Genomic DNA, 19,235 nt, shown 5'->3' with positions numbered 1-19,235 from the left:
CGTGATAGCTACCCGACGGGTAAGCCGCTCTGCGGCTTTTGGTGTCGAGGGTTTGCTCGTTGTGTTACGCGTATAGGGCAAATGCATGTCAGCGGTTGCCATTGGCTAGTTGCACTCTGAACTAAAATTCGGGGGGGGGGGTAGCTCCAGGCTTTTTAAACTATCTACGAGCATTGGTTACTTTACTTCGAATAGTTTGCGATCTTCGATGTTCACGGAACGAGATTAACCGATTTTATCTAAACTCACCCGACGCTCAGGTCGTTCTCAGCTACCTTCTGACCATCCGAATTCGACTCACCGATCAAAGGAGATGGTCGTGGACCTTGCAGCTCGCCCCCATAAGACCACTGGGGTGGCCCTCGCCACCGCGGGCGCCGCGGCGTTGGGCGCCAGCCTGATCGCCCTGACGCCCTCGGTGTTCAACGATGTCGCAGTTGACATTCAGCACAGGCTCGGCAATGTCCAGCGCTATGCGGTAGAACTCGCCGATGTTGTCAACCCGATCACCAACTGGATAGACACGTTGACGACAGCGACCAACAGCGTGAGTTGGCTTGGTCAGCAGATGCTCAACGCTCCCTCCCCGGTGTTGTCGCAGGTTCTTGCCAACCAAAGTGGCTATGGCCAAACAGTCGTCACCTCGTTGGAAAGCTCAGCGAGCAGTATTCAAAATGTCCTGACAACCACGTTGCCCTCAGGTCTGCAAACGATCTGGAGCGACCTCATGGCAGGTATGCCCGCGCTCGCCTCTAGCGAAGCCGATTACCTCGTCTCAACATTGATCATTCAGGGAGGGGAGCCGTTGTTTCCCATTCTGCAGATCCCCGCGGATATGACAACCAACATGACGAAGGCGCTTGACGCGGTTACTAGCATTACCCTGCTCCTTCACCTGGTCAACGCACTCCAGGGCATCCCGTTTGCCCCTTGGGAACAGGCCGGACTAAGCGCTCAGGAATTCGTCGATGCTGTGAATGGCGGCGATCCGGCAACTGCATGGAGCACGTTGATCAATTTGCCCGCCGACATAACAAACGCTTTCCTCAACGGCGGTCCCAATAATCTCGACTACAACATGTTCGGTTGGCCAGGCCTGGTGAATGCTGGGGTGAGCCGCTTTAGTGGGGAACTTAACGGTAACTCCGGAATTATTCCTGACCTCCTTCTTGCGGTCCCACGGGCGATCGCTGAGGCGCTAGGCGCGAAGCTGCCACCGCTGACGGAGCCTCCCGCTGCCGCGGCTGCCATCGTGCCGGGTTTGGCCGTCGAGCTGCCCGGGCTGGCGGCTGATGTCGGGAAGGCGTTCGATCCAGCGATAGTGACCGATATCGCTGGTGCGCTTGGTCCGTCGTTGGCGGCCGATGTCACGGGCGGTTTGGGAACGGCCGCGGCAACGTTGACCGTCGACCTCTCAACCATCGCGCTCAACATTCTGTCGGCACTATGAGTTGAGCGAGGCCTGTTGCTACTGCGAGGGTGACAGGTTAACGGCGATTGGCTCCCTTCATTCACCGAAGGGAGCCAATCGCTGTCGTGTGCAGGTAATCGTTAACGGCGATTGGATCACTTCGCAAGACGGGGCGACAACGTGCGGATGACGAACTGTTCAACACGTAGCGATCTCTGCCGGCGCGATGTGCGGTCCGGCAGTCCGGTGGTTCTTGGCGAGACCACTCAGTGGCCGGGGGCGTTACCGATGAGCTCGACGCCGTTGCCGTTCCAGTGCAACCGCACGTCGGTGTTCAAGCCGTTGATTCCGCCGGGGTACGTCAATGCCACGGTGTCGCCGGTGGTTTGCGACGCGTCGATGCCGTTGAACCCGTAGGTGTCGGGCACCCCCTGCGGGATGAACTGGCCGAGATGGAACAGCACCGCCCGGGTGGTGGGGTTGGTGGCGTTGGTGTTGGCCTTGACGATCACCGCCGACAGCTGGGCGCATTCGTTGTAGTTGCCCGCTATGGGCTCGGGATTCCAGGGCTGCTGACTGCGCGGATCGCGGGGCAGCTCGGAGACCACCTTCGCGATGGTGGGCGAGGCGAGATTGACCGCGCACGGGTCGGCCGGCGCAGCGCTGCTGGGCGGGGCGGCGGCCGCGCTCGGTACGGCGGGGGCGGTGATGGAGTTGGTCTCGGTCGATGTGGTGGCCTGCGGCGTCTTCGCGACCGTGGAATCGCCCGAACCGCAGCCGGTCAACGTCGCGCCGACCAGCACGGCAACGGAAAGGGCGGTCAATGGCTCAGAACTACGCGCTAGCGACCACACATCGCGCAACCGTACCGAAACCCGGCCCCTAGGTGCGGCAGGCTTGGCCGCGTGCCGCGCCCGGCTCGCGTTCGCCACGGGTCCGATGGTGGCGACGTGCCGCGCCCGGCTCGCGTTCGCCACGGGTCCGATGGTGGCGACGTGCCGCGCCCGGCTCGCGTTCGCCACGGGTTCGATGGTGGCGACCCGCCGCGCCCGGCGGGACCGGGCTCGCGTTCGCCACTAAACTCGTTGCACGATGACCATCCCGGACAGTCCACCCGTTGCTGCCGCCACCACGTTTGCCGACCTGCAGATTCACCCTGCGGTCCTGCGGGCGATCGCCGATGTCGGCTACGAGTCGCCGACGGCCATCCAGGCCGCGACGATTCCGGCGCTGATGGCCGGTTCCGACGTGGTCGGACTGGCCCAGACCGGCACCGGCAAGACGGCGGCCTTCGCCATCCCGATCCTGTCCAAGATCGACGTCAAGAGCACCGCCACGCAAGCGCTGGTGCTGGCGCCCACCCGCGAGCTGGCGCTGCAAGTGGCCGAGGCATTCAGCCGCTATGGGGCGCATCTGCCGCAGATCCACGTGTTGCCGATCTATGGCGGCTCGTCCTACGGCGTACAACTGGCGGGGCTGAGACGCGGCGCGCAGGTGGTGGTCGGCACCCCCGGCCGCGTCATCGACCACCTCGAACGCGGAACGCTGGACCTCTCCCATATCGACTACCTGGTGCTCGACGAGGCCGACGAGATGCTCACCATGGGCTTCGCCGAAGACGTCGAGCGCATCCTGGCCGACACCCCGGAATACAAACAGGTGGCCCTCTTTTCGGCGACCATGCCGCCGGCGATCCGCAAGCTCACCACCAAGTACCTACACGATCCGTTCGAAGTCACCACCAAAGCGAAAACCGCCACCGCCGAGAACATTTCGCAGCGCTACATCCAGGTCGCCGGGCCCCGCAAGATGGACGCGCTGACACGGGTCCTCGAAGTCGAACCGTTCGAGGCCATGATCGTCTTCGTCCGCACCAAACAGGCCACCGAGGAGGTTGCCGAAAAGCTAAGGGCCCGAGGATTTTCCGCGGCCGCCATCAACGGCGACATCCCCCAGGCCCAGCGCGAGCGCACCATCACCGCGCTCAGAAACGGCGGCCCCAAGGGCATCGACATCCTGGTCGCCACCGACGTGGCGGCGCGTGGGCTGGACGTCGAGCGGATATCGCATGTGCTCAACTACGACATCCCCCACGACATTGAGTCCTACGTCCATCGCATCGGACGCACCGGCAGGGCCGGACGTTCGGGAACCGCGCTGCTGTTCGTCTCCCCGCGGGAACGCCACCTGCTCAAGGCGATCGAAAAGGCCACGCGTCAAACGCTTGTCGAGACCGAGTTGCCCACCGTCGAGGACGTCAACGCACAACGGGTGGCAAAATTCGCCGACTCCATCACCGACACGCTCGGCGCTCCGGGGCTAGATCTGTTCCGCAAGCTGGTCGAGGATTACGAACGCGAGCACGACGTCCCGATGGCCGACATCGCCGCGGCGCTGGCGCTGCAGTCGCGCGACGGCGAGGCGTTCCTGATGGCACCCGAACCGCCGCCCGAACGGCGCGAACGTCGGGAACGTCACGAAAAGCCAAGGCAACCAAGAGAATTCACCACCTACCGCGTCTCCGTGGGCAAGCGTCACAAGATTGGTCCCGGCGCGATCGTCGGCGCCATCGCCAACGAGGGCGGGCTGCATCGCAGCGATTTCGGCCACATCGCCATCGGGCCGGACTTTTCACTGGTGGAGCTGCCGGCCAAGCTGCCCCGGTCAACACTGAAAAGGCTTGAGCACACCCGCATCTCGGGCGTGCTGATCGACCTTCGGCCGGACAGCCAAGACAAGCCTCGTCGCCGCAATGCTCAATTGCGCACCGGCGGGAAGCCGCGCGGAAAACGCGCAGGATGACCCTGTCCGAGGAACAAGACGCCCAGGGCGGACTCGAGCAGGTCTCCCATGTCGACCGGGTCGCGTCACTGACCGGTATCCGCGCGGTCGCCGCCCTCCTCGTCGTCGGCACCCACGCGGCCTACACCACCGGCAAATACACCCACGGCTACTGGGGCCTGGTCGGTGCCCGGATGGAGATCGGCGTCCCGATCTTTTTCGTGCTGTCGGGCTTCCTGCTGTTCCGTCCGTGGGTGAAATCGGTTGTCACCGGCGGCCCGCCGCCGTCGCTGAGTCGCTATGCGTGGCACCGGGTTCGGCGCATCATGCCCGCCTACGTCGTCACCGTGCTGTTCGCCTACGTCCTGTACCACTTCCGCGCGGCCGGCCCCAACCCCGGGCACACCTGGGTTGGGCTGCTCCGCAACCTCACCCTGACGCAGATCTACACCGACGGCTACCTGGGCCGCTATCTGCATCAGGGCCTGACGCAGATGTGGAGCCTGGCGGTGGAGGCGGCCTTCTATGTGGCGCTGCCGCTGTTGGCATACCTGCTGCTGGTGCTGATCTGCCGGCGGCGGTGGCAGCCGCGGCTAATCCTCGCCGCACTAGCGGGAATGACGCTCATCAGCCCGGCATGGTTGATCCTGGTCCACGCCGACCACTGGTTTCCCGACGGCGCCCGGCTATGGCTGCCCACCTATTTGGCCTGGTTCCTGGCCGGCATGGTGCTGGCCGTGCTACAGGCGATGGGTGTGCGCTGCTATGCGTTCATGGCCATACCGCTGGCGACCGTCAGCTACTTCATCGTTTCCACCCCGATCGCGGGCGCGCCGACCACATCGCCGGCGACGTTGGGGGAGGCGCTCGTCAAGACGGGCTTCTACGCCGTGATCGCCGCGCTGGCGGTGGCGCCGCTGGCACTGGGCGACCGGGGCTGGTATTACCGGCTGCTGGCCACCCGGCCGATGGTGTGGCTGGGTGAGATCTCCTACGAGATCTTCCTGATCCATCTGGTGACGATGGAGTTCGCGATGGTCTACGTCGTTCGCGACCATGTCTATACCGGTTCGATGCTGAATCTGTTCGTCGCGACGCTGGTGCTGACGATTCCTTTGGCTTGGCTATTACACCATTTCACGCGCGTGCGGGACTGAGCCTCTCAGACCCAGTGGGTGCTGGGGTCCGTTAAAGCGCACTGGTGGGGTAGACGCCCTGCCGGGACCTCAGGGTTTCGAGTCGCCTAGTTACTCCGGTCACGGGGTTAACGCCGTTGGCGCGGGCTGCTTCTCACTGTCGTCCGGCGACGATGAAATGACGATGAACGACGATGAAATGGCCATGAAATTGAGCCGAGCAAATTTGGATATTTGCTGCGACGATTTGAGTGGATGAGCGTACTGTTCTGAGCTGATTTGAGGCCTTCGGTTCGCCTGCCGTCGTCTTCCCACCGACCGCCCCCTTAATGGGAGGAGCCCCCATATGTCGTCTTTAGTGTTCGCCGTGCCCGAGGAATTCGCTGCGGCTGCCTCAAGCTTGACCAACCTCGGATCGGCGATCCGGCAGGCCCACGCGGTGGTAGGGGGCTCGACGACGCAGATCGCGGCCGCCGCGGAGGATGAGGTGTCGGCGGCGGTCGCGGCGCTGTTTGGCAACTACGGCCAGGAGTATCAGGCCGTGAGCGCCCAGGTATCGCAGTTTCATGACCAGTTTGTCCAGGCACTGAACTCGGGCGGGTCTCTGTATACAGCCACCGAGGCCGCCAACGCGTCGCCGCTGCAGACGCTTGAGCAGGACGTTATGGGTGTGATCAACGCGCCGACCAACGCATTGCTAGGGCGTCCACTGATCGGCAACGGCACCAACGGTGCGGCGGGGACCGGGCAGGCCGGTGGGGCGGGCGGGCTCCTGTTCGGCAACGGTGGTAACGGCGGTTCGGGAGTTAACAGCACCGCGGCCGGGCAAACCGGCGGTTCTGGCGGGGCCGGAGGTGCTGCGGGCCTGTTCGGCAACGGCGGGGCCGGTGGGACCGGCGGGATCGGAGGTCCCGGCGGGACCGGGGGAATCGGCGGCAACGGCGGGGCCGGCGGGCTGCTGGGTGGCTTCGGCGGGACCGGGGGGACCGGCGGCGTCGGCGGTTCCGGTGTGGGCTTCGACCTGGCCGGCGGCAACGGCGGGACCGGTGGCGTTGGTGGTGCCGATCGGGCGCTGCTCGGTTGGGCGGCCGGTTCCGGCGGCACTGGCGGCGCTGGCGGTGTCGGTGACACGGGTGTTACCGGCACCGCGGGTGGCGGACTCCTCGGCGGGACCGGTGGTACCGGTTTGGCCGGCGGCACCGGCGGTCAGGGCGGGGCTGGCGGCACCAACGTCGGGATCCTCGGTTCCGGCGGGGCCGGCGGTGTTGGTGGGGCCGGTGGCGCTGGCGGTGTTGGTGGGGCCGGTGGCACCGGTGTGGGCTATGCGACGGTCGGCGGAACTGGCGGTCACGGTGGCATCGGCGGGTCCGCCGGTGCCGGTGGTGCCGGTGGCTCCGGCGGGTTGGTCGGGTTCGCCGGCGCCGCGGGGGCTAACGGTGTCGGTGGTACCGGCGGTGTCGGTGGTACGGGCGGCACCGGCGGCACGACCGCAGTCGCCGAGCAGGCTTTGCAGGGCGGTGCCGGTGGCACCGGCGGCACGGGCGGTGCCGGCATCGGTGGCACTGGTGGTGGTGCCGGCGGCACCGGTGGCCAGGGTGGTCAGGGCGGTGACGGCCAAGGCGTCACCGCTAGCGCGGGGCCGGCGCAGGACGGGGGCACCGGCGGGACGGGTGGCCAGGGCGGTACCGGCACTGATGGCGGAGCGTTCGGCGCCGGTGGCGCTGGTGGCGCCGGCGGAGGCGGCGCCAGCGTTGGTGCCGGTGCAACCGGAGGCGACGGCGGGGCTGGTGGCGCCGGTGGCGCGGCCACTGCCACCGGGCCCGGCCAGGGCGGCGGTGGCGGTGGTGGTGGCGGTGGTGCCCTCGTCCAGGGCACCCACGGTGGCAGCACCGCCGGTAGTACCGCCACCGGTGGTGACGGCGGGGTCGGCGGCGCCGGCACAGCCACCTCCTCCGGTGGTACTGGCGGCGTCGGAGGCGCCGCAACCGTCACCGCCGACGGCGCGCTGAGCACCGCCACCGGTACCGCGACCGGCGGGGTTGGCGGGGCCGGAGGCACCGACGGTGGCACCGGCGGGGCCGGAGGCTATGCGACCGTCACCGCAACCAATGGAGGGACTGTCACTGGCGGTTACGCCACCGGCGGGGTCGGCGGGGCTGGCAGCGCCGGTGGCACCGGCGGAGCCGGCGGAGGCGCCGATGTGAGCGCCAGCGGTACAGACAGCACTGCTATCGGCACCGCCACCGGTGGTGCCGGCGGCGCCGGCACCGACGGCGGCCAGGGCGGTGTCGGCGGGAAGGGCGTCGTGTGGGGCGGCTACGGGGATACCCCCGATGGCTATGCCAGCGGCAGCGCTGTGGGCGGGGCCGGTGGCAGCGGCACCGGCGCCGGCAGCACGGGCGGCGACGGCGGCAACGCCTTCAACATAGCTGCTAGTGGATATGGCCATACCGCCACCAGTAACGGCGCCGCCACTGGCGGGGCGGGTGGGGCTGGCGCGACCGGCGGTACCGGCGGCGCCGGAGGCACCGGCCTGGTCGACGCTGGCGCTGGCGGCGGTGCATACAGCGGCGGCACCGTCACCGGTGGCACGGGTACCGGTGGGGCTGGCGGTGCCGGCTTCGATGGTGGCACCGGCGGTGCCGGTGGCCGCGGCGGCGTGTTCGCTGAATACGGCTCTGTCACCAACAGCAGCATTGCCATCGGCGGCACGGGCGGCAACAGCGGCACCGGCATCGGCAACGGTATGGGCGGCAATGGCGGTAACGGCTATGCGTTGTCCCTGTCTACTGTCGACGACGGCACCGCTACCGGTGGCGCCGGCGGGGTCGGCGGCAACGGCGGCACCAACGGCGCTGTCGGCGGGGCCGGCGGGGCCGGGGGCGCGGCTAACGTCCAGGCGGGCACCGGTACCACCGCTACCGGCGGTTACGGCGGGGCCGGCGGGGCCGGCGGCGATGGTCTTGGCAACGATGGTGGCGCCGGTGGCGGCGGTGGCACCGGCCTGGTAACCGGCAATGGCCCCGCCAGCACCATCACTGACAGCACCGCCACTGGCGGTGCGGGCGGTGCCGGCGGTGCCGGTACGGCCACCGCCGCTGGCGGCACTGGCGGCAGCGGAGGCAACGCGACCGTCTCCGCCGTCGGCGCACACAACTCCGCCACCGGTGGGGCCGGTGGGGCCGGCGGCACCGACGGCGGCACCGGTGGGGCGGGCGGTTACGCCACCATCACGTCGACCGGTGGCGGCTCCGTCGCTGACAGCACCGCTACCGGCGGCCACGGCGGGGCCGGCTACGTCGGCAGCACCGGCGGCGGCACCGGCGGTGGCGGCGGACAGGGCGTTATCGACGTCAGTGACGGCAGTGTCACCGGTGGCACTGCCCAGGGCGGCGCAGGCGGCGCCGGAAGCACCGGCGGCCAAGGCGGCACCGGCGGTGCGGGGTACCTCGTCGCAGACCCCGTCTCCGCCGGCACCGGAGGCACAATCGATGGTGCCGGTCACGATGTCCTTGCCACGGGCGGCCAAGGCGGAGTCGGCAGTGACGGCGGTCACGGCGGTCACGGCGGCGTTGGTGAGCTCGAGACCGGGCAGGACGGCACCGTTTACGGCCAGTCCACCGGTGGTAACGGCGGTGCCGGTACCGGCGGCGGCAGCATCGGCGGCAATGGCGGAAACTCTAATATCCAAAGCGCCAAAGTAACTGCCTTCCAAGATAACCCGAGTGCCGGCGGCCCCGGCGGGACGGCTAGCGGTACATCGACCGGTGGTGACGGCGGCGATGCCACCGGCGGCGGCCAAGGAGGTAGTGGCGGCGGCGCGGCAATTTCCGCCGGTGGCGACAACGCTGTGGCCAGCGGCACGTCTCAGGGCGCCATCGGCGGTGACGGTCTCGGCGGCGGCCAGGGCGGCGCCGGCGGAGCCGGCCAGATTTCCGCACTGGGCGCCAACAGTTCGGCCACCGGCGGTACTGCTACCGGCGGTATCGGCGGCACCGGTACCGGCGTCGGCAGCGTCGGCGGCAACGCCGGTGACGGCAACATCATCGCGGGGCTCGACGCCAGCGGGACCCCTGCCGACCACCCGTCTGCGAATGACGCCTTCGCCACAGGCGGCAACGGCGGCAATGGCAACGCCGGCCTAACCGCCGGCAACGGTACCAACGGCGACGTGTTTGCCATCGACGCCCAGAATGCGAACGGACAGACCGCTACTGGTATGAACGGCGCGGATAACCCGTAAAACTGGGAGTGAGGTCCGGCCCCGCTGCGTTGGCGGCGCAGGGCCGGCGCCTTGGGAACGGCAACACGAACGGCCCGGATGGCCGAAAGGGTCCAACTTCCCGCGGAGCCACGACTTGCTTGAAGTCAGAGGAAACCTCACACGACTTGTAGTCCGGCGGGAATCCTCTCCGGATCGCGCCAGAAGGCGTCGCGGATAAAGCGGTTGAACAGATCCGGCGGCAGCAACGTGTCGCGCGGTTCGGCCTTGACCGTGCCGCGCACGGTGTGCAGCCCCGGCGTACCGGCCCGCTCGTCGAACTCGCTGACGTCGTAATCGACATGGTCAAAATCGTGCTCGAACATCGGCTCGCCGATAAACCCGTAGATCGCCTGCATCGCTTTGATCGGGTCGGTGGTCAAGGTTTCGTACTGCAGCAACAACAGTCGATCGCGTTGCGCGCCGTAGCACGCCTGCTTCAGCGCATCGTAGGGACCGCCCACCATGCCATCGGGCGCCACCACCTGTTGGGCGCGGGTATAGACCGTGCCGCCGGCGCTGTAGTTGAAAATCGACGAGGGGCTAAAGACATTGCGCTGAATCAACCGTTCGATGCTGTCAACCACCCACGGCAATTCACGCACGCAGGCAATCACTTTCGCATCGGGAAACAGCCGCGCGATCGCCGGCATCCACCCACACCAGCCGCGGTTGGTGTCAAAGACCACCTCGGCGGTGGAGTCGGCATAGAAGTTGTCGAATAACCCACGCAGTATGCGCTCCCGCTTGGTGTCGTCGATAAACACCGAAAACTCGTTGCGGCCGCTCATTTCGCCCAACAGGGCACCGAACAGGCCCGCCAGCGGACCCGACATTCCCGCCTCGAACCCAGGGTTTTGTCGCAGCAACGCGGCCAGCAAAGTCGAACCGGAACGCGGCAGACCCGAGATGAAATGGATGGCTGCTATGACGCGCCCCTAACCTAACTCTCTACGCCGTGAATGCCTGCGGACATCTAGCCCTGTGCTGTCCTCATGCTATTAGATCGGAGATCAGCGCATTGGCTGATCGCAGACGAGCGAGACGCTGCCACGTGCCTGATTGTCGGAGCGATCGTCGCTTCCGGAATGCGGCCCATTTGGGTGCGATATGCGCGGCTGAGAAGAGACTTGGGCCTTTGGGGTGGCCAACGGCCGGCAATACCACCGTTTCCAGCGCCCCGGTGACGCCCCCTTCGACGGTGTTGGCCGCGACGATCGCGTCCGTCCAGCCGGCGAATTGCGCTCGATCTTCCTCGGACACAACGAGATAGTGCGCGATCTCCATCGACGGGAGCGACTTGAACAGCTCGGTGACGATGTCGCCGCCGCCTCCGCGACAACACTTCACCGCGACTCAAATTGTCGCTCGAAGCCGGGCACGACGGGTAATGGTGCCCAAGTGGTCGCAGACTAGCTTGCGACGGGTTTCGGTAGGTTTTCCTGCAGCGGCGGCAGGGGCGTCAACCCTGCCCAGGCCGACGACGCGCCGACGTGATAGTTGGCCATCGCGGTCACGTCCTGGGCCCACATTTCCTCGTATTGGGCCTCGGTGGCCGCGATCGCCGGGGTGTTTTGCCCGAATAGGTTCGTGCTTGCCAGCGCTCCGAGCTGGACCCGATTGGCCGCGATCACCGGAGTGGGCACCGTGGCGGCATGCGCCGCCTCGAACGAGGCCGCGACCGCCGCGGCCTGGGCGGCCGCCCGCTGGGTATGGCCGGCCGCCGTGGTGAGCCACGCGGTGTAGGGGGCGGCCGCGGCCGCCATCGCCTGCGCGGCCGGACCCTGCCACGTCGCACCCGCCAGGCCCGAGGTCACCGAGGCAAAGGAGGACGCCGCCGACTGCAATTCATTGGCCAACCCGGTCCAGGCGGATGCGGCGGTGAGCATCGGTGTCGACCCGGCGCCGGCCTGCATGAGTGCCGAATTAACTTCCGGAGGCAAACAGGGGTAAGTCATGACCAATCCCTTCCTTAGCGGCGTTAACGTAATTGCTTTCGTTGCATGTGGCCATGCGTGTGGCCATCGTTCGTTGGCTTCCGCGCCGACACGCGCGCTTCACCTCCCCGTCGATCACTCCCCAATGATCGGTAAACCACAACGTAACCGAAAACCATTGTGAAAATAGGCATTCTCGACAAAAACCGGCAGCTAAGTCCGGTGCCAGGAATCCGCTAATGCCGGCACGCGATCGACCGAGTCCGCAACCAGCCAGGGCGGACAAACCCGCTAAGCGCCGGCGCTGACCGGTGCCACGATCGGCACGACAAACTCCTCGATCATCGCCCGCTCGTCGGCTTCGTCTTGGCCCGGGTACATCAGCAGCGACGTGAGCACTCGCACCACCCAACGGGCCCGGCGCTCCACCGTGGCGGGCTCCTCGGGACCGAGCGAGTTGAGGAAGGCCGCGGCCAAGGCGGTAATCACCTCGGACTGTCCGGCCAGCTCGCCGCCGATCGGCGGACGGGTGATGGCAAACCACGACGCCAACGCGGGGTTATCGCGAACCATCCGCAATGTGGTGGTGATGCTCGCGATCAGCCTTTCGCGCGGGTCGTCGATCCCGTCGATCTGCTCCGCGATCGCGCGGCTGAGCCGGTGCGCCTCGCGGTGCACGTACGCGGCTCGCAGCGCCTCACGGTTCTCGAAGTACCGGTACAGCGTTGCGCGGGAACAGCCTGCGGCCCTGGCGATTTCGTTCATCCCGATCGAGGCCTGGTCGCGCTGCGTGTAGAGTTCCTCGGCGGCGTCGAGTATCCGGTCCGCGGCCACTTCGGTGCGGCGCGCGGCCAGCCAGTCGGCCGGCATCAGGTTTTCACTCGAATCGGCACCGACAGCGGCCGTCGCACGTAACTGCCGCCCGACCAGACGATGGCGGACTCGTCGACCTCGAACTCCGGGCAGCGGGCCAGCAATTCCGTCAGCGCAATCCGCGATTGCATCCGGGCCGCGGCCGCGCCCAGGCAGTGATGTGCGCCGTGGCTGAACGTCAGGATGTTGCGCGGGCAGCGGGTCACGTCGAGTTCGCCGGCGTCCGGGCCGTATTGGTGTTCGTCTCGGTTGGCCGACCCATACAGCAGCAACACCTTGCGACCGGCCGGGACGGTGGTGCCTTCGATGGTCACGTCGCGGGTGACCGTGCGCGCCAGCCCCTGCACCGGCGAGGTCAGCCGCAGCAGTTCCTCGACCGCGTCCGGGATCAGTCCCGGATCATCCACCAAAAGCCGCCGCTGGTCGGGACGTTGGTGCAGCAAAGGCATTGAGCCGCCGAGCATTCCGGTGGTGGTGTCGTTGCCGCCGGTGACCATCGTGAAGGTGAACGCCAGCACCGACAGCGTCCCGGCGATGTCGCCGTCGGCGCCGACCCCGGCCGCGACCAGGTGGGAGATGGTGTCGTCCTCGGGTTCGGTTCGGCGCCGCTCGATCAGCCCGGTGAAGTAGGCCATCATCGACCCGACGGCATCACCGACCGTTTCCAGCGCCCCGGCGACGCCGCCTTCGACGGTGTTGGCCGCGACGATCGCGTCCGTCCAGCCGTCGAATTGTGCCCGGTCTTCCTCGGGCACACCGAGATAGTGCGCGACCACCATAGACGGCAGCGGTTTGAACAGCTCGGTGACGATGTCGCCACCGCCGTTGGCGCGCAGCCCCTCGATGCGCTCGACGACGAAGTCGCGCACCTTGGGCTCCACCGCCTCGACCTGTCGCGGCGTGAACCCGCGCGACACCAGTTTGCGAAACTCGGTGTGTACCGGGGGATCCTGCATCACGAACGGTGGATTATCTTGCAGCCCAATCAGTTCCAGGTCTCCGTAGTTGACGGTCAGCCCCTGCGCGGAGGAGAACGTCTCGTGGTCGCGGGCCGCCGCCCAGACGTCGGCGTGCCGGGACAGCACGTAGTAATCGCGGTCTGGCCTGCTTTCGGGGACGACGTGGTGCACCGGGTCGTGATCGCGCAGCGCCCGGTACATCGGCCAGGGATTCGGCCAGGTGTCGGCGGTGGCGAGCTGGAAAGCGACCGGCGCGTTGTGAGACATAACCGCAGACATGTCTCATTGGTACGACATTGATGCCCAGATGTCAATGCTGGGCCGCAAGGGTTCGCCCTCGGCGTCACCCTGGCGTGACACTCGGCGCTCGATGCCACGCTGGCGTGACGCTCGGCGGCCCAACCAAGGACTAGGACGCTCGGCGGCCCAACAACAGCTAGGACGCTCGGCGGCCCAACAAGAACTAAATCGCCGCGCCCGGGTTCAGGATGCCCAGCGGGTCCAGCGCCCGCTTGATGCGCCGGTTGAGGTCCATCGCCTCGGGCCCCAGGTAGCTGGCCAACCAGGGCCGCTTCAACCGGCCGACGCCGTGCTCACCGGTGATGGTGCCGCCCAGGCCGACGGCCAGGTCCATGATTTCGCCGAACGCGAGGTGGGCGCGCTCGGCCATCGCGGCATCGGCGGGGTCGTAGACGATCAGCGGGTGGGTATTGCCGTCGCCGGCGTGGGCGATCACCGAGATCATCAGATCCCGTTGCAAGGCGATGCGCTCGATCCCCGTGACCAGCTTGCCCAGCGCCGGCAGCGGCACCCCGACGTCCTCCAGCAACAGCGATCCCTTGGCCTCCACCGCGGGGATACAGAACCGGCGGGCGGCGACGAAGGCCTCGCCCTCGTCCGGATCGGAGGTCGAAAACACCTCCGTCGCATCGTTTTCCGCGAACACCGCGGCAATCACCTCGGCGTCTTCGGCGCCCGCGCGCCCTCGTTCGTCGGAGCCGGCCACCAGCATCGCCGCCGCCGAACGATCCAAGTCCATCCGCAGCGTGTCCTCGACGGCGTTGATCGCCACCGAGTCCATAAATTCCAGCATCGAGGGCCGCAGCCGCGCCGCGACTCCCAGCACCGCGTCGACGGCCGCCTGGACCGAGGCGAAGGTGGCCACCACCACGCTCGACGCGTTTTGCGCGGGCAGCAGCCGCAACGTCACCTCCGTGATGACGCCCAGCGTGCCCTCGCTGCCGACGAACAGCTTGGTAAGTGGAAGTCCTGCCACATCTTTCAGGCGCGGCCCGCCCAGCCGCACCGCGGTGCCGTCGGCCAGCACCACCTGCACGCCCAGCACATAGTCGGTGGTGACGCCATACTTCACGCAGCACAGCCCGCCGGCGTTGGTGGCGATGTTGCCGCCGATGCTGCAGATCTCGAAGGACGACGGGTCGGGCGGGTACCACAGGCCGTGTTCGGCGGCGGCCTTCTTCACCTCGGCGTTGAACAGGCCGGGCTGACACACCGCCACCCGGGTGACCGGGTCGACGACGATGTCGCGCATCTTTTCCGTCGAGAGCACGATGCCGTTGTCCAGCGCGGTCGCCCCGCCGGACAGGCCGCTGCCGGCGCCCCGGGGCACCACCGGCACCCGGTGGGCGGTGGCCCACCGCAGCACGGTCTGCACCTCTTCGGTGCGCCGCGGCCGCACCACGGCCAGCGGTTTGCCGGCCGAGGGGTCGAAGGCGCGGTCCTGGCGGTAGCCCTCGGTCACGGTGGGATCGGTGACGACCATCCCGTCGGGCAGGCCGGCGATCAAATCCGCCAGCACATCAAGACTCACGGCCCGATCCTACGGCGCGGGACCGGCAGCAAACTCCGGCGCACGGCCCGGCATGCGCCGCGACGAGGCCGACCACCACCGAACACGGGGGCATTTTCGTGACCGCCACCGGCTGAATGCAGGATGTTCGTGTGCTCGTTCACCCAAACACCGGTAAGGCGTTCGGTTCTCCGGTCGTTCCCGGTACCGGATGGCCGGGCGACCCGGCCACACCGCGGACCCCGGTGGCCGCCAACGCCGCGCAGGTCGTCGCGCTGGCGGCCCAGGCGGGGTCGATACCGGAACTCGACGCGGCGATCAGCGTTTGCCGCGCTTGCCCGCGGCTGGTCACCTGGCGCGAGGACGTCGCGAAAGTCAAGCGTCGGGCCTTCGCCGACCAGCCGTATTGGGGGCGGCCGGTGCCGGGCTGGGGATCCGAGCGGCCCCGGCTGCTGATCGTCGGGTTGGCGCCCGCCGCGCACGGCGCCAACCGGACGGGACGGATGTTCACCGGCGATCGCTCCGGCGACCAGTTGTACGCGGCGCTGTACCGGGCCGGCCTGGTGAACTCGCCGATCAGTGTGGACGCCGCGGACGGCTTGCGCGCCAACCAGATTCGGATCGTCGCGCCGGTGCGCTGCGCTCCTCCGGCCAACGCCCCGACCCCGGTCGAGCGGGACACCTGCTGGCCATGGCTGCAGGCCGAATGGCGGCTGGTATCCGATCATGTCCGCGTGATCGTGGCCCTGGGCGGCTTCGCCTGGCAGATCGCGCTGCGCCTGCCGGGCGTGTCCGGCCCGCGCAAGCCGCGGTTCGGCCACGGCGTCGTGGTGGAGCTGGAACCCGGTGTTCGTTTGCTCGGCTGCTACCACCCGAGCCAGCAGAATATGTTCACCGGTAGGTTGACTCCGGTAATGCTCGACGACATCTTCGGCAACGCAAAGAGGCTGGCAGGTATTAAGTGACTCTCCATGTCTAGTGTTCTGGTTTCCGGCGCCAGCGTGGCCGGTACGGCGGTGGCGTATTGGCTTGGGAAGCATGGCTATTCGGTGACCGTCGTGGAGCGCCATCCCGGGTTGCGGCCGGGCGGGCAGGCCATCGACGTGCGGGGTCCGGCGCTGACGGTGCTCGACCGCATGGGGCTGTTGGCCGCCGCGCGGGACCGCAGGACGCAAATCCGCGGCGCGTCCGTCGTCGACCGCGACGGCAACGAACTATCCAGGGACACTGAGTCGACCCCCACCGGTGGCCCTATCGACAGCCCCAGCATCGAGCTGTTGCGCGACGACTTGATCGAATTGCTTTACGGGGCAACCCAATCGACGACCGAGTACCTGTTCGACGACAGCATCACCGCGTTGCGGGACGACGGCGACTCGGTTGAGGTGACGTTCGAGCGCTCCGCCGCGCGCCGCTTCGACCTGGTGATCGGCGCCGACGGACTGCACTCCAACGTGCGGCGGTTGGTCTTCGGCCCGGAGGCGCAATTCATCGAGAGGCTCGGCACTTACGCGGCGATTTTCACCGTGCCCAATTTCCTGGACCTCGACTACTGGCAGGTCTGGCACTACGGGGACTCGACCATGGCGGGCGTCTACAGTGCGCGCAACAACACCGAGGCCCGGGCGATGGTGGGCTTCATGGAAACCGATCTGCGGATCGACTACCGCGACACCGAGGCGCAGTTCGCCGAGTTGGAACGGCGGATGGCCGACGACGGCTGGGTTCGCCCGCAGCTGCGCCAATACATGCGCACCGCACCGGACTTCTACTTCGACGAGATGTCGCAGATCAAGATGGATCGCTGGTCCAAGGGCCGGGTGGCGCTAGTCGGCGACGCCGCCTATTGCTGCTCACCGTTGTCGGGCCAGGGAACCAGCGTCGCGCTGCTGGGCGCCTACATCCTGGCCGGCGAGCTGGCGTCGGCCTCCCAGGACGGCGCAGTCGACTACGAACTTGGCTTCGCCAACTACCACAGCGAGTTCCGCGACTACGTCAAGCGCAACCAATGGCTGGTGATCGACAACATCCCCGGTGGTGCGCCGATCCCGCAGGAGGTGTTCGACCGCATCGTGCACTCCATCACCCCCAAGGAGTATTAGGCCGGGCGGCGGCGCCCAGTCTCGGCTTGTCTGTGAAGCGGAGGCTTTGATTGTGCAGCCTGGGCGGAAAACTGGCCGGAATCCCTCCCTGCGTTCACTTCGGAAGCCGTGAGCGCACACCCAAAGCCGTGAGCGCACACTCAAAGCCGTGAGTGCACGCTGAGTCGGAAAAGCCGGGAACGTTCGGGCCGCCCACAGCGTTGACGCGATCGTGCGGCTTTCTGTCCTTGATCTCGTCCCGGTGCGCACCGACCAGACCACCAGCGATGCGCTGGCGGCCACCGTGCGGCTGGCGCAGACCGCAGACCGGCTGGGCTTCACCCGCTACTGGGTCGCCGAACATCACAACATGCCGTCCGTGGGCGCGACCAGCCCGCCGGTGTTGATCGCCTACCTGGCCGCGCAGACCTCGCAGCTGCGACTGGGGTCGGGTGGCGTGATGCTGCCCAACCACGCGCCGCTGGCCGTGGCCGAGCAGTTCGCGCTGCTGGAGGCGGCCGCCCCGGGCCGCATCGACCTGGGCATCGGCCGGGCGCCCGGGTCGGACCCGGTGACGTCGTACGCCCTGCGCGGCGACCAAAGCGACATCGAGAACTTCCCCGAGTACCTCGACGACGTGGCCGCGCTGATGAGCCCGCGCGGCGTCCGGGTCCCGCTGCGGTCCGGGGATTACATCCTCAAGGCCACTCCGGCCGCCGCCACCGAGCCGCGGCTGTGGCTGCTGGGCTCGTCGATGTACTCGGCGCATCTGGCCGCCGCCAAGGGTCTGCCGTACGTCTTCGCCCACCACTTCTCCGGCAAGGGAACCGAAGAGGCGCTCGCGCTTTACCGTTCCCGGTTTGTGCCAAGCAAACTGGCCGCCGAGCCCGTCACGTTCTTGACGGTGAACGCCGCGGTGGCCGAAACACACGACGAGGCAACGGCATTGATGTTGCCCAACCTGCAGATGATGGCGCGGTTACGCACCGGGCAGCCGCTCGGCCCGGTGCCGCTGGTCGAGGAGGCGCACGTCGCCGAGCTGACGGCGGAGCAGCAGCGCATCGTGGAGAGCGGACTGCGACGCGCCATCCTCGGCACACCCGCGCAGGCCGCGGAGCAGGTGCGGGCGCTGGCCGAACGGTTCGGCGTCGACGAGGTGATGGTCAACCCGGTCGCGTCGGCCCACCGCGGCACCGACCCCGCCACCGCGCCAGCCCGGGTGGCGACGCTGGAGCTACTGGCCAAGGAACTTTTCTAACCGACCTCGCGGGTGGTGTTCTCGCGTTCGAGAGCGACCCAACGTCATCATCGCTCGGCCGTCGGTGTACGCACCGCGGGCAGGATCAGCGTGTCGATGACCTGTCGGACGAAATCGGCGTCGACGGTCTGCCCGCCAACAACGCGCAGCAAGCTCATCGCCAGGATGACGTCCGAAACCAGTGACCAGTCGCGGGTGGCGGATATTTCGCCGCGGTCGGCGGCTCGCGCCAGAATCGTGGCCAGCAGGCGTCTGCCGCGGAACAACATCAAGTCTTCGAGTGCCGCGGCCAGTTCGGGGTCGTGCGCGGCCTCTAGGGCGACGCGCAGCACAAGGTCGTTCGTGACCAAACCGTCGTCGTTGCGCTTGGCCCGTTCGACGACGGCATCGAGATCCGTGGCCAGGCTGCCGGTGTCGGGGGCTTCGTTGGTGAGGAGGTCGGGTCGCCAGTAGACGAGGGCGTCGGTGATCAAGGCCGCTTTCGATGACCAGCGTCGGTAGATCGCGGCCTTGCCCACGCCGGCCCGTGCGGCGATGTCGTTCATGTTGGTTGCGTCGTACCCGTGCTCGGCGAGGACCGCCAATGCCGCGTTGAGGATCGCGGGATCGCGCGAACGGTCCAGCCGCCCGTCGGTGCGCTGGCGCAGTTTTGCTTGCGACTGTGTCATACGTCCAGACCTGTCTGACGACAACGTTGCCGTTGACAGCTTGGCAGACCGGCGTGTGAG

The 19,235-nt window shown here is 67.5% G+C and carries 13 protein-coding genes and 2 pseudogenes; 7 read left to right on the top strand and 8 right to left on the bottom strand.

Annotation, left to right across the window (positions count from 1 at the left end):
* Positions 1-319 precede the first annotated feature (319 nt).
* Positions 320-1,450, top strand: a complete 1,131-nt coding sequence (locus tag K3U93_RS17970) for a hypothetical protein (protein ID WP_139796964.1) — start codon at positions 320-322, stop codon at positions 1,448-1,450.
* A gap of 227 nt (positions 1,451-1,677) precedes the next feature.
* Here the strand turns inward: K3U93_RS17970 and K3U93_RS17965 are convergent, their stop codons facing one another.
* Positions 1,678-2,274 (bottom strand): LppP/LprE family lipoprotein, encoded by a 597-nt coding sequence (locus K3U93_RS17965; RefSeq protein ID WP_083010809.1) that lies wholly within the window; start codon positions 2,272-2,274, stop codon positions 1,678-1,680.
* 229 nt (positions 2,275-2,503) lie between these two features.
* Between K3U93_RS17965 and K3U93_RS17960 the strand changes: the two genes are divergently transcribed.
* From K3U93_RS17960 to K3U93_RS25015, 3 genes are all read left to right on the top strand, one after another.
* The gene (locus tag K3U93_RS17960; RefSeq protein ID WP_083013044.1) at positions 2,504-4,213 is read left to right on the top strand and encodes a DEAD/DEAH box helicase; all 1,710 of its coding nucleotides are present in this window, start codon (positions 2,504-2,506) and stop codon (positions 4,211-4,213) included.
* Positions 4,210-5,349, top strand: coding sequence for an acyltransferase family protein (locus K3U93_RS17955; protein ID WP_071511804.1), 1,140 nt, complete (start codon positions 4,210-4,212; stop codon positions 5,347-5,349). Before K3U93_RS17960 ends, K3U93_RS17955 begins: the two co-directional genes overlap by 4 nt.
* A 325-nt stretch (positions 5,350-5,674) precedes the next feature.
* Positions 5,675-9,571, top strand: coding sequence for a PE family protein (locus K3U93_RS25015; RefSeq protein WP_230981405.1), 3,897 nt, complete (start codon positions 5,675-5,677; stop codon positions 9,569-9,571).
* Between the two features lie 137 nt (positions 9,572-9,708).
* On the opposite strand, the gene K3U93_RS17945 is transcribed toward K3U93_RS25015, so the two are convergent.
* From K3U93_RS17945 to K3U93_RS17920, 6 genes and pseudogenes are all read right to left on the bottom strand, one after another.
* The gene (locus K3U93_RS17945) at positions 9,709-10,491 is read right to left on the bottom strand and encodes a sulfotransferase family protein (RefSeq protein ID WP_269142765.1); all 783 of its coding nucleotides are present in this window, start codon (positions 10,489-10,491) and stop codon (positions 9,709-9,711) included.
* Positions 10,492-10,762: 271 nt separating this feature from the next.
* Positions 10,763-10,921: pseudogene (locus K3U93_RS17940) on the bottom strand (cytochrome P450); the annotation flags it as partial.
* 86 nt (positions 10,922-11,007) lie between these two features.
* A pseudogene (locus K3U93_RS17935) lies at positions 11,008-11,547 on the bottom strand (PPE family protein); the annotation flags it as partial.
* Between the two features lie 270 nt (positions 11,548-11,817).
* The gene (locus K3U93_RS17930; protein ID WP_139797043.1) at positions 11,818-12,399 is read right to left on the bottom strand and encodes a TetR/AcrR family transcriptional regulator; all 582 of its coding nucleotides are present in this window, start codon (positions 12,397-12,399) and stop codon (positions 11,818-11,820) included.
* Positions 12,396-13,637, bottom strand: a complete 1,242-nt coding sequence (locus tag K3U93_RS17925) for a cytochrome P450 (protein WP_176220004.1) — start codon at positions 13,635-13,637, stop codon at positions 12,396-12,398. Before K3U93_RS17925 ends, K3U93_RS17930 begins: the two co-directional genes overlap by 4 nt.
* 184 nt (positions 13,638-13,821) lie before the next feature.
* On the bottom strand, positions 13,822-15,189 hold the full coding sequence (locus tag K3U93_RS17920) for an FAD-binding oxidoreductase (protein ID WP_083011147.1): 1,368 nt from the start codon (positions 15,187-15,189) through the stop codon (positions 13,822-13,824).
* Between the two features lie 116 nt (positions 15,190-15,305).
* Here K3U93_RS17920 and K3U93_RS17915 point away from each other — a divergent pair, with 116 nt between their 5' ends.
* The 3 genes from K3U93_RS17915 to K3U93_RS17905 all read left to right on the top strand — a co-directional run bounded on the left by K3U93_RS17915 (position 15,306) and on the right by K3U93_RS17905 (position 18,507).
* Complete coding sequence (locus K3U93_RS17915; RefSeq protein WP_071508842.1) at positions 15,306-16,133, top strand: uracil-DNA glycosylase; 828 nt, start codon at positions 15,306-15,308, stop codon at positions 16,131-16,133.
* A gap of 6 nt (positions 16,134-16,139) precedes the next feature.
* Positions 16,140-17,270, top strand: a complete 1,131-nt coding sequence (locus tag K3U93_RS17910; protein ID WP_083011148.1) for an FAD-binding protein — start codon at positions 16,140-16,142, stop codon at positions 17,268-17,270.
* 211 nt (positions 17,271-17,481) lie between these two features.
* Positions 17,482-18,507 (top strand): LLM class flavin-dependent oxidoreductase, encoded by a 1,026-nt coding sequence (locus K3U93_RS17905; protein ID WP_083011149.1) that lies wholly within the window; start codon positions 17,482-17,484, stop codon positions 18,505-18,507.
* Positions 18,508-18,554: 47 nt separating this feature from the next.
* Here the strand turns inward: K3U93_RS17905 and K3U93_RS17900 are convergent, their stop codons facing one another.
* Positions 18,555-19,175 carry a TetR/AcrR family transcriptional regulator gene (locus tag K3U93_RS17900; protein WP_071508839.1) on the bottom strand — a complete coding sequence of 207 codons (621 nt, stop codon included), beginning with the start codon at positions 19,173-19,175 and terminating at the stop codon, positions 18,555-18,557.
* Positions 19,176-19,235: the final 60 nt, after the last annotated feature.

Source organism: Mycobacterium malmoense, assembly GCF_019645855.1.
Taxonomy (GTDB): domain Bacteria; phylum Actinomycetota; class Actinomycetes; order Mycobacteriales; family Mycobacteriaceae; genus Mycobacterium; species Mycobacterium malmoense.
This window is presented reverse-complemented; position numbering and strand designations above follow the sequence as displayed.

Excerpts from the sequence above, each read along its gene's own strand:
- K3U93_RS17955 (WP_071511804.1), top strand. The coding sequence starts at position 4,210 with ATGACCCTGTCCGAGGAACAAGACGCCCAGGGCGGACTCGAGCAGGTC.
- K3U93_RS17900 (WP_071508839.1), bottom strand. The coding sequence starts at position 19,175 with ATGACACAGTCGCAAGCAAAACTGCGCCAGCGCACCGACGGGCGGCTG.
- K3U93_RS25015 (WP_230981405.1), top strand. The coding sequence starts at position 5,675 with ATGTCGTCTTTAGTGTTCGCCGTGCCCGAGGAATTCGCTGCGGCTGCC.
- K3U93_RS17960 (WP_083013044.1), top strand. The coding sequence starts at position 2,504 with ATGACCATCCCGGACAGTCCACCCGTTGCTGCCGCCACCACGTTTGCC.
- K3U93_RS17910 (WP_083011148.1), top strand. The coding sequence starts at position 16,140 with ATGTCTAGTGTTCTGGTTTCCGGCGCCAGCGTGGCCGGTACGGCGGTG.
- K3U93_RS17915 (WP_071508842.1), top strand. The coding sequence starts at position 15,306 with ATGCAGGATGTTCGTGTGCTCGTTCACCCAAACACCGGTAAGGCGTTC.
- K3U93_RS17925 (WP_176220004.1), bottom strand. The coding sequence starts at position 13,637 with ATGTCTGCGGTTATGTCTCACAACGCGCCGGTCGCTTTCCAGCTCGCC.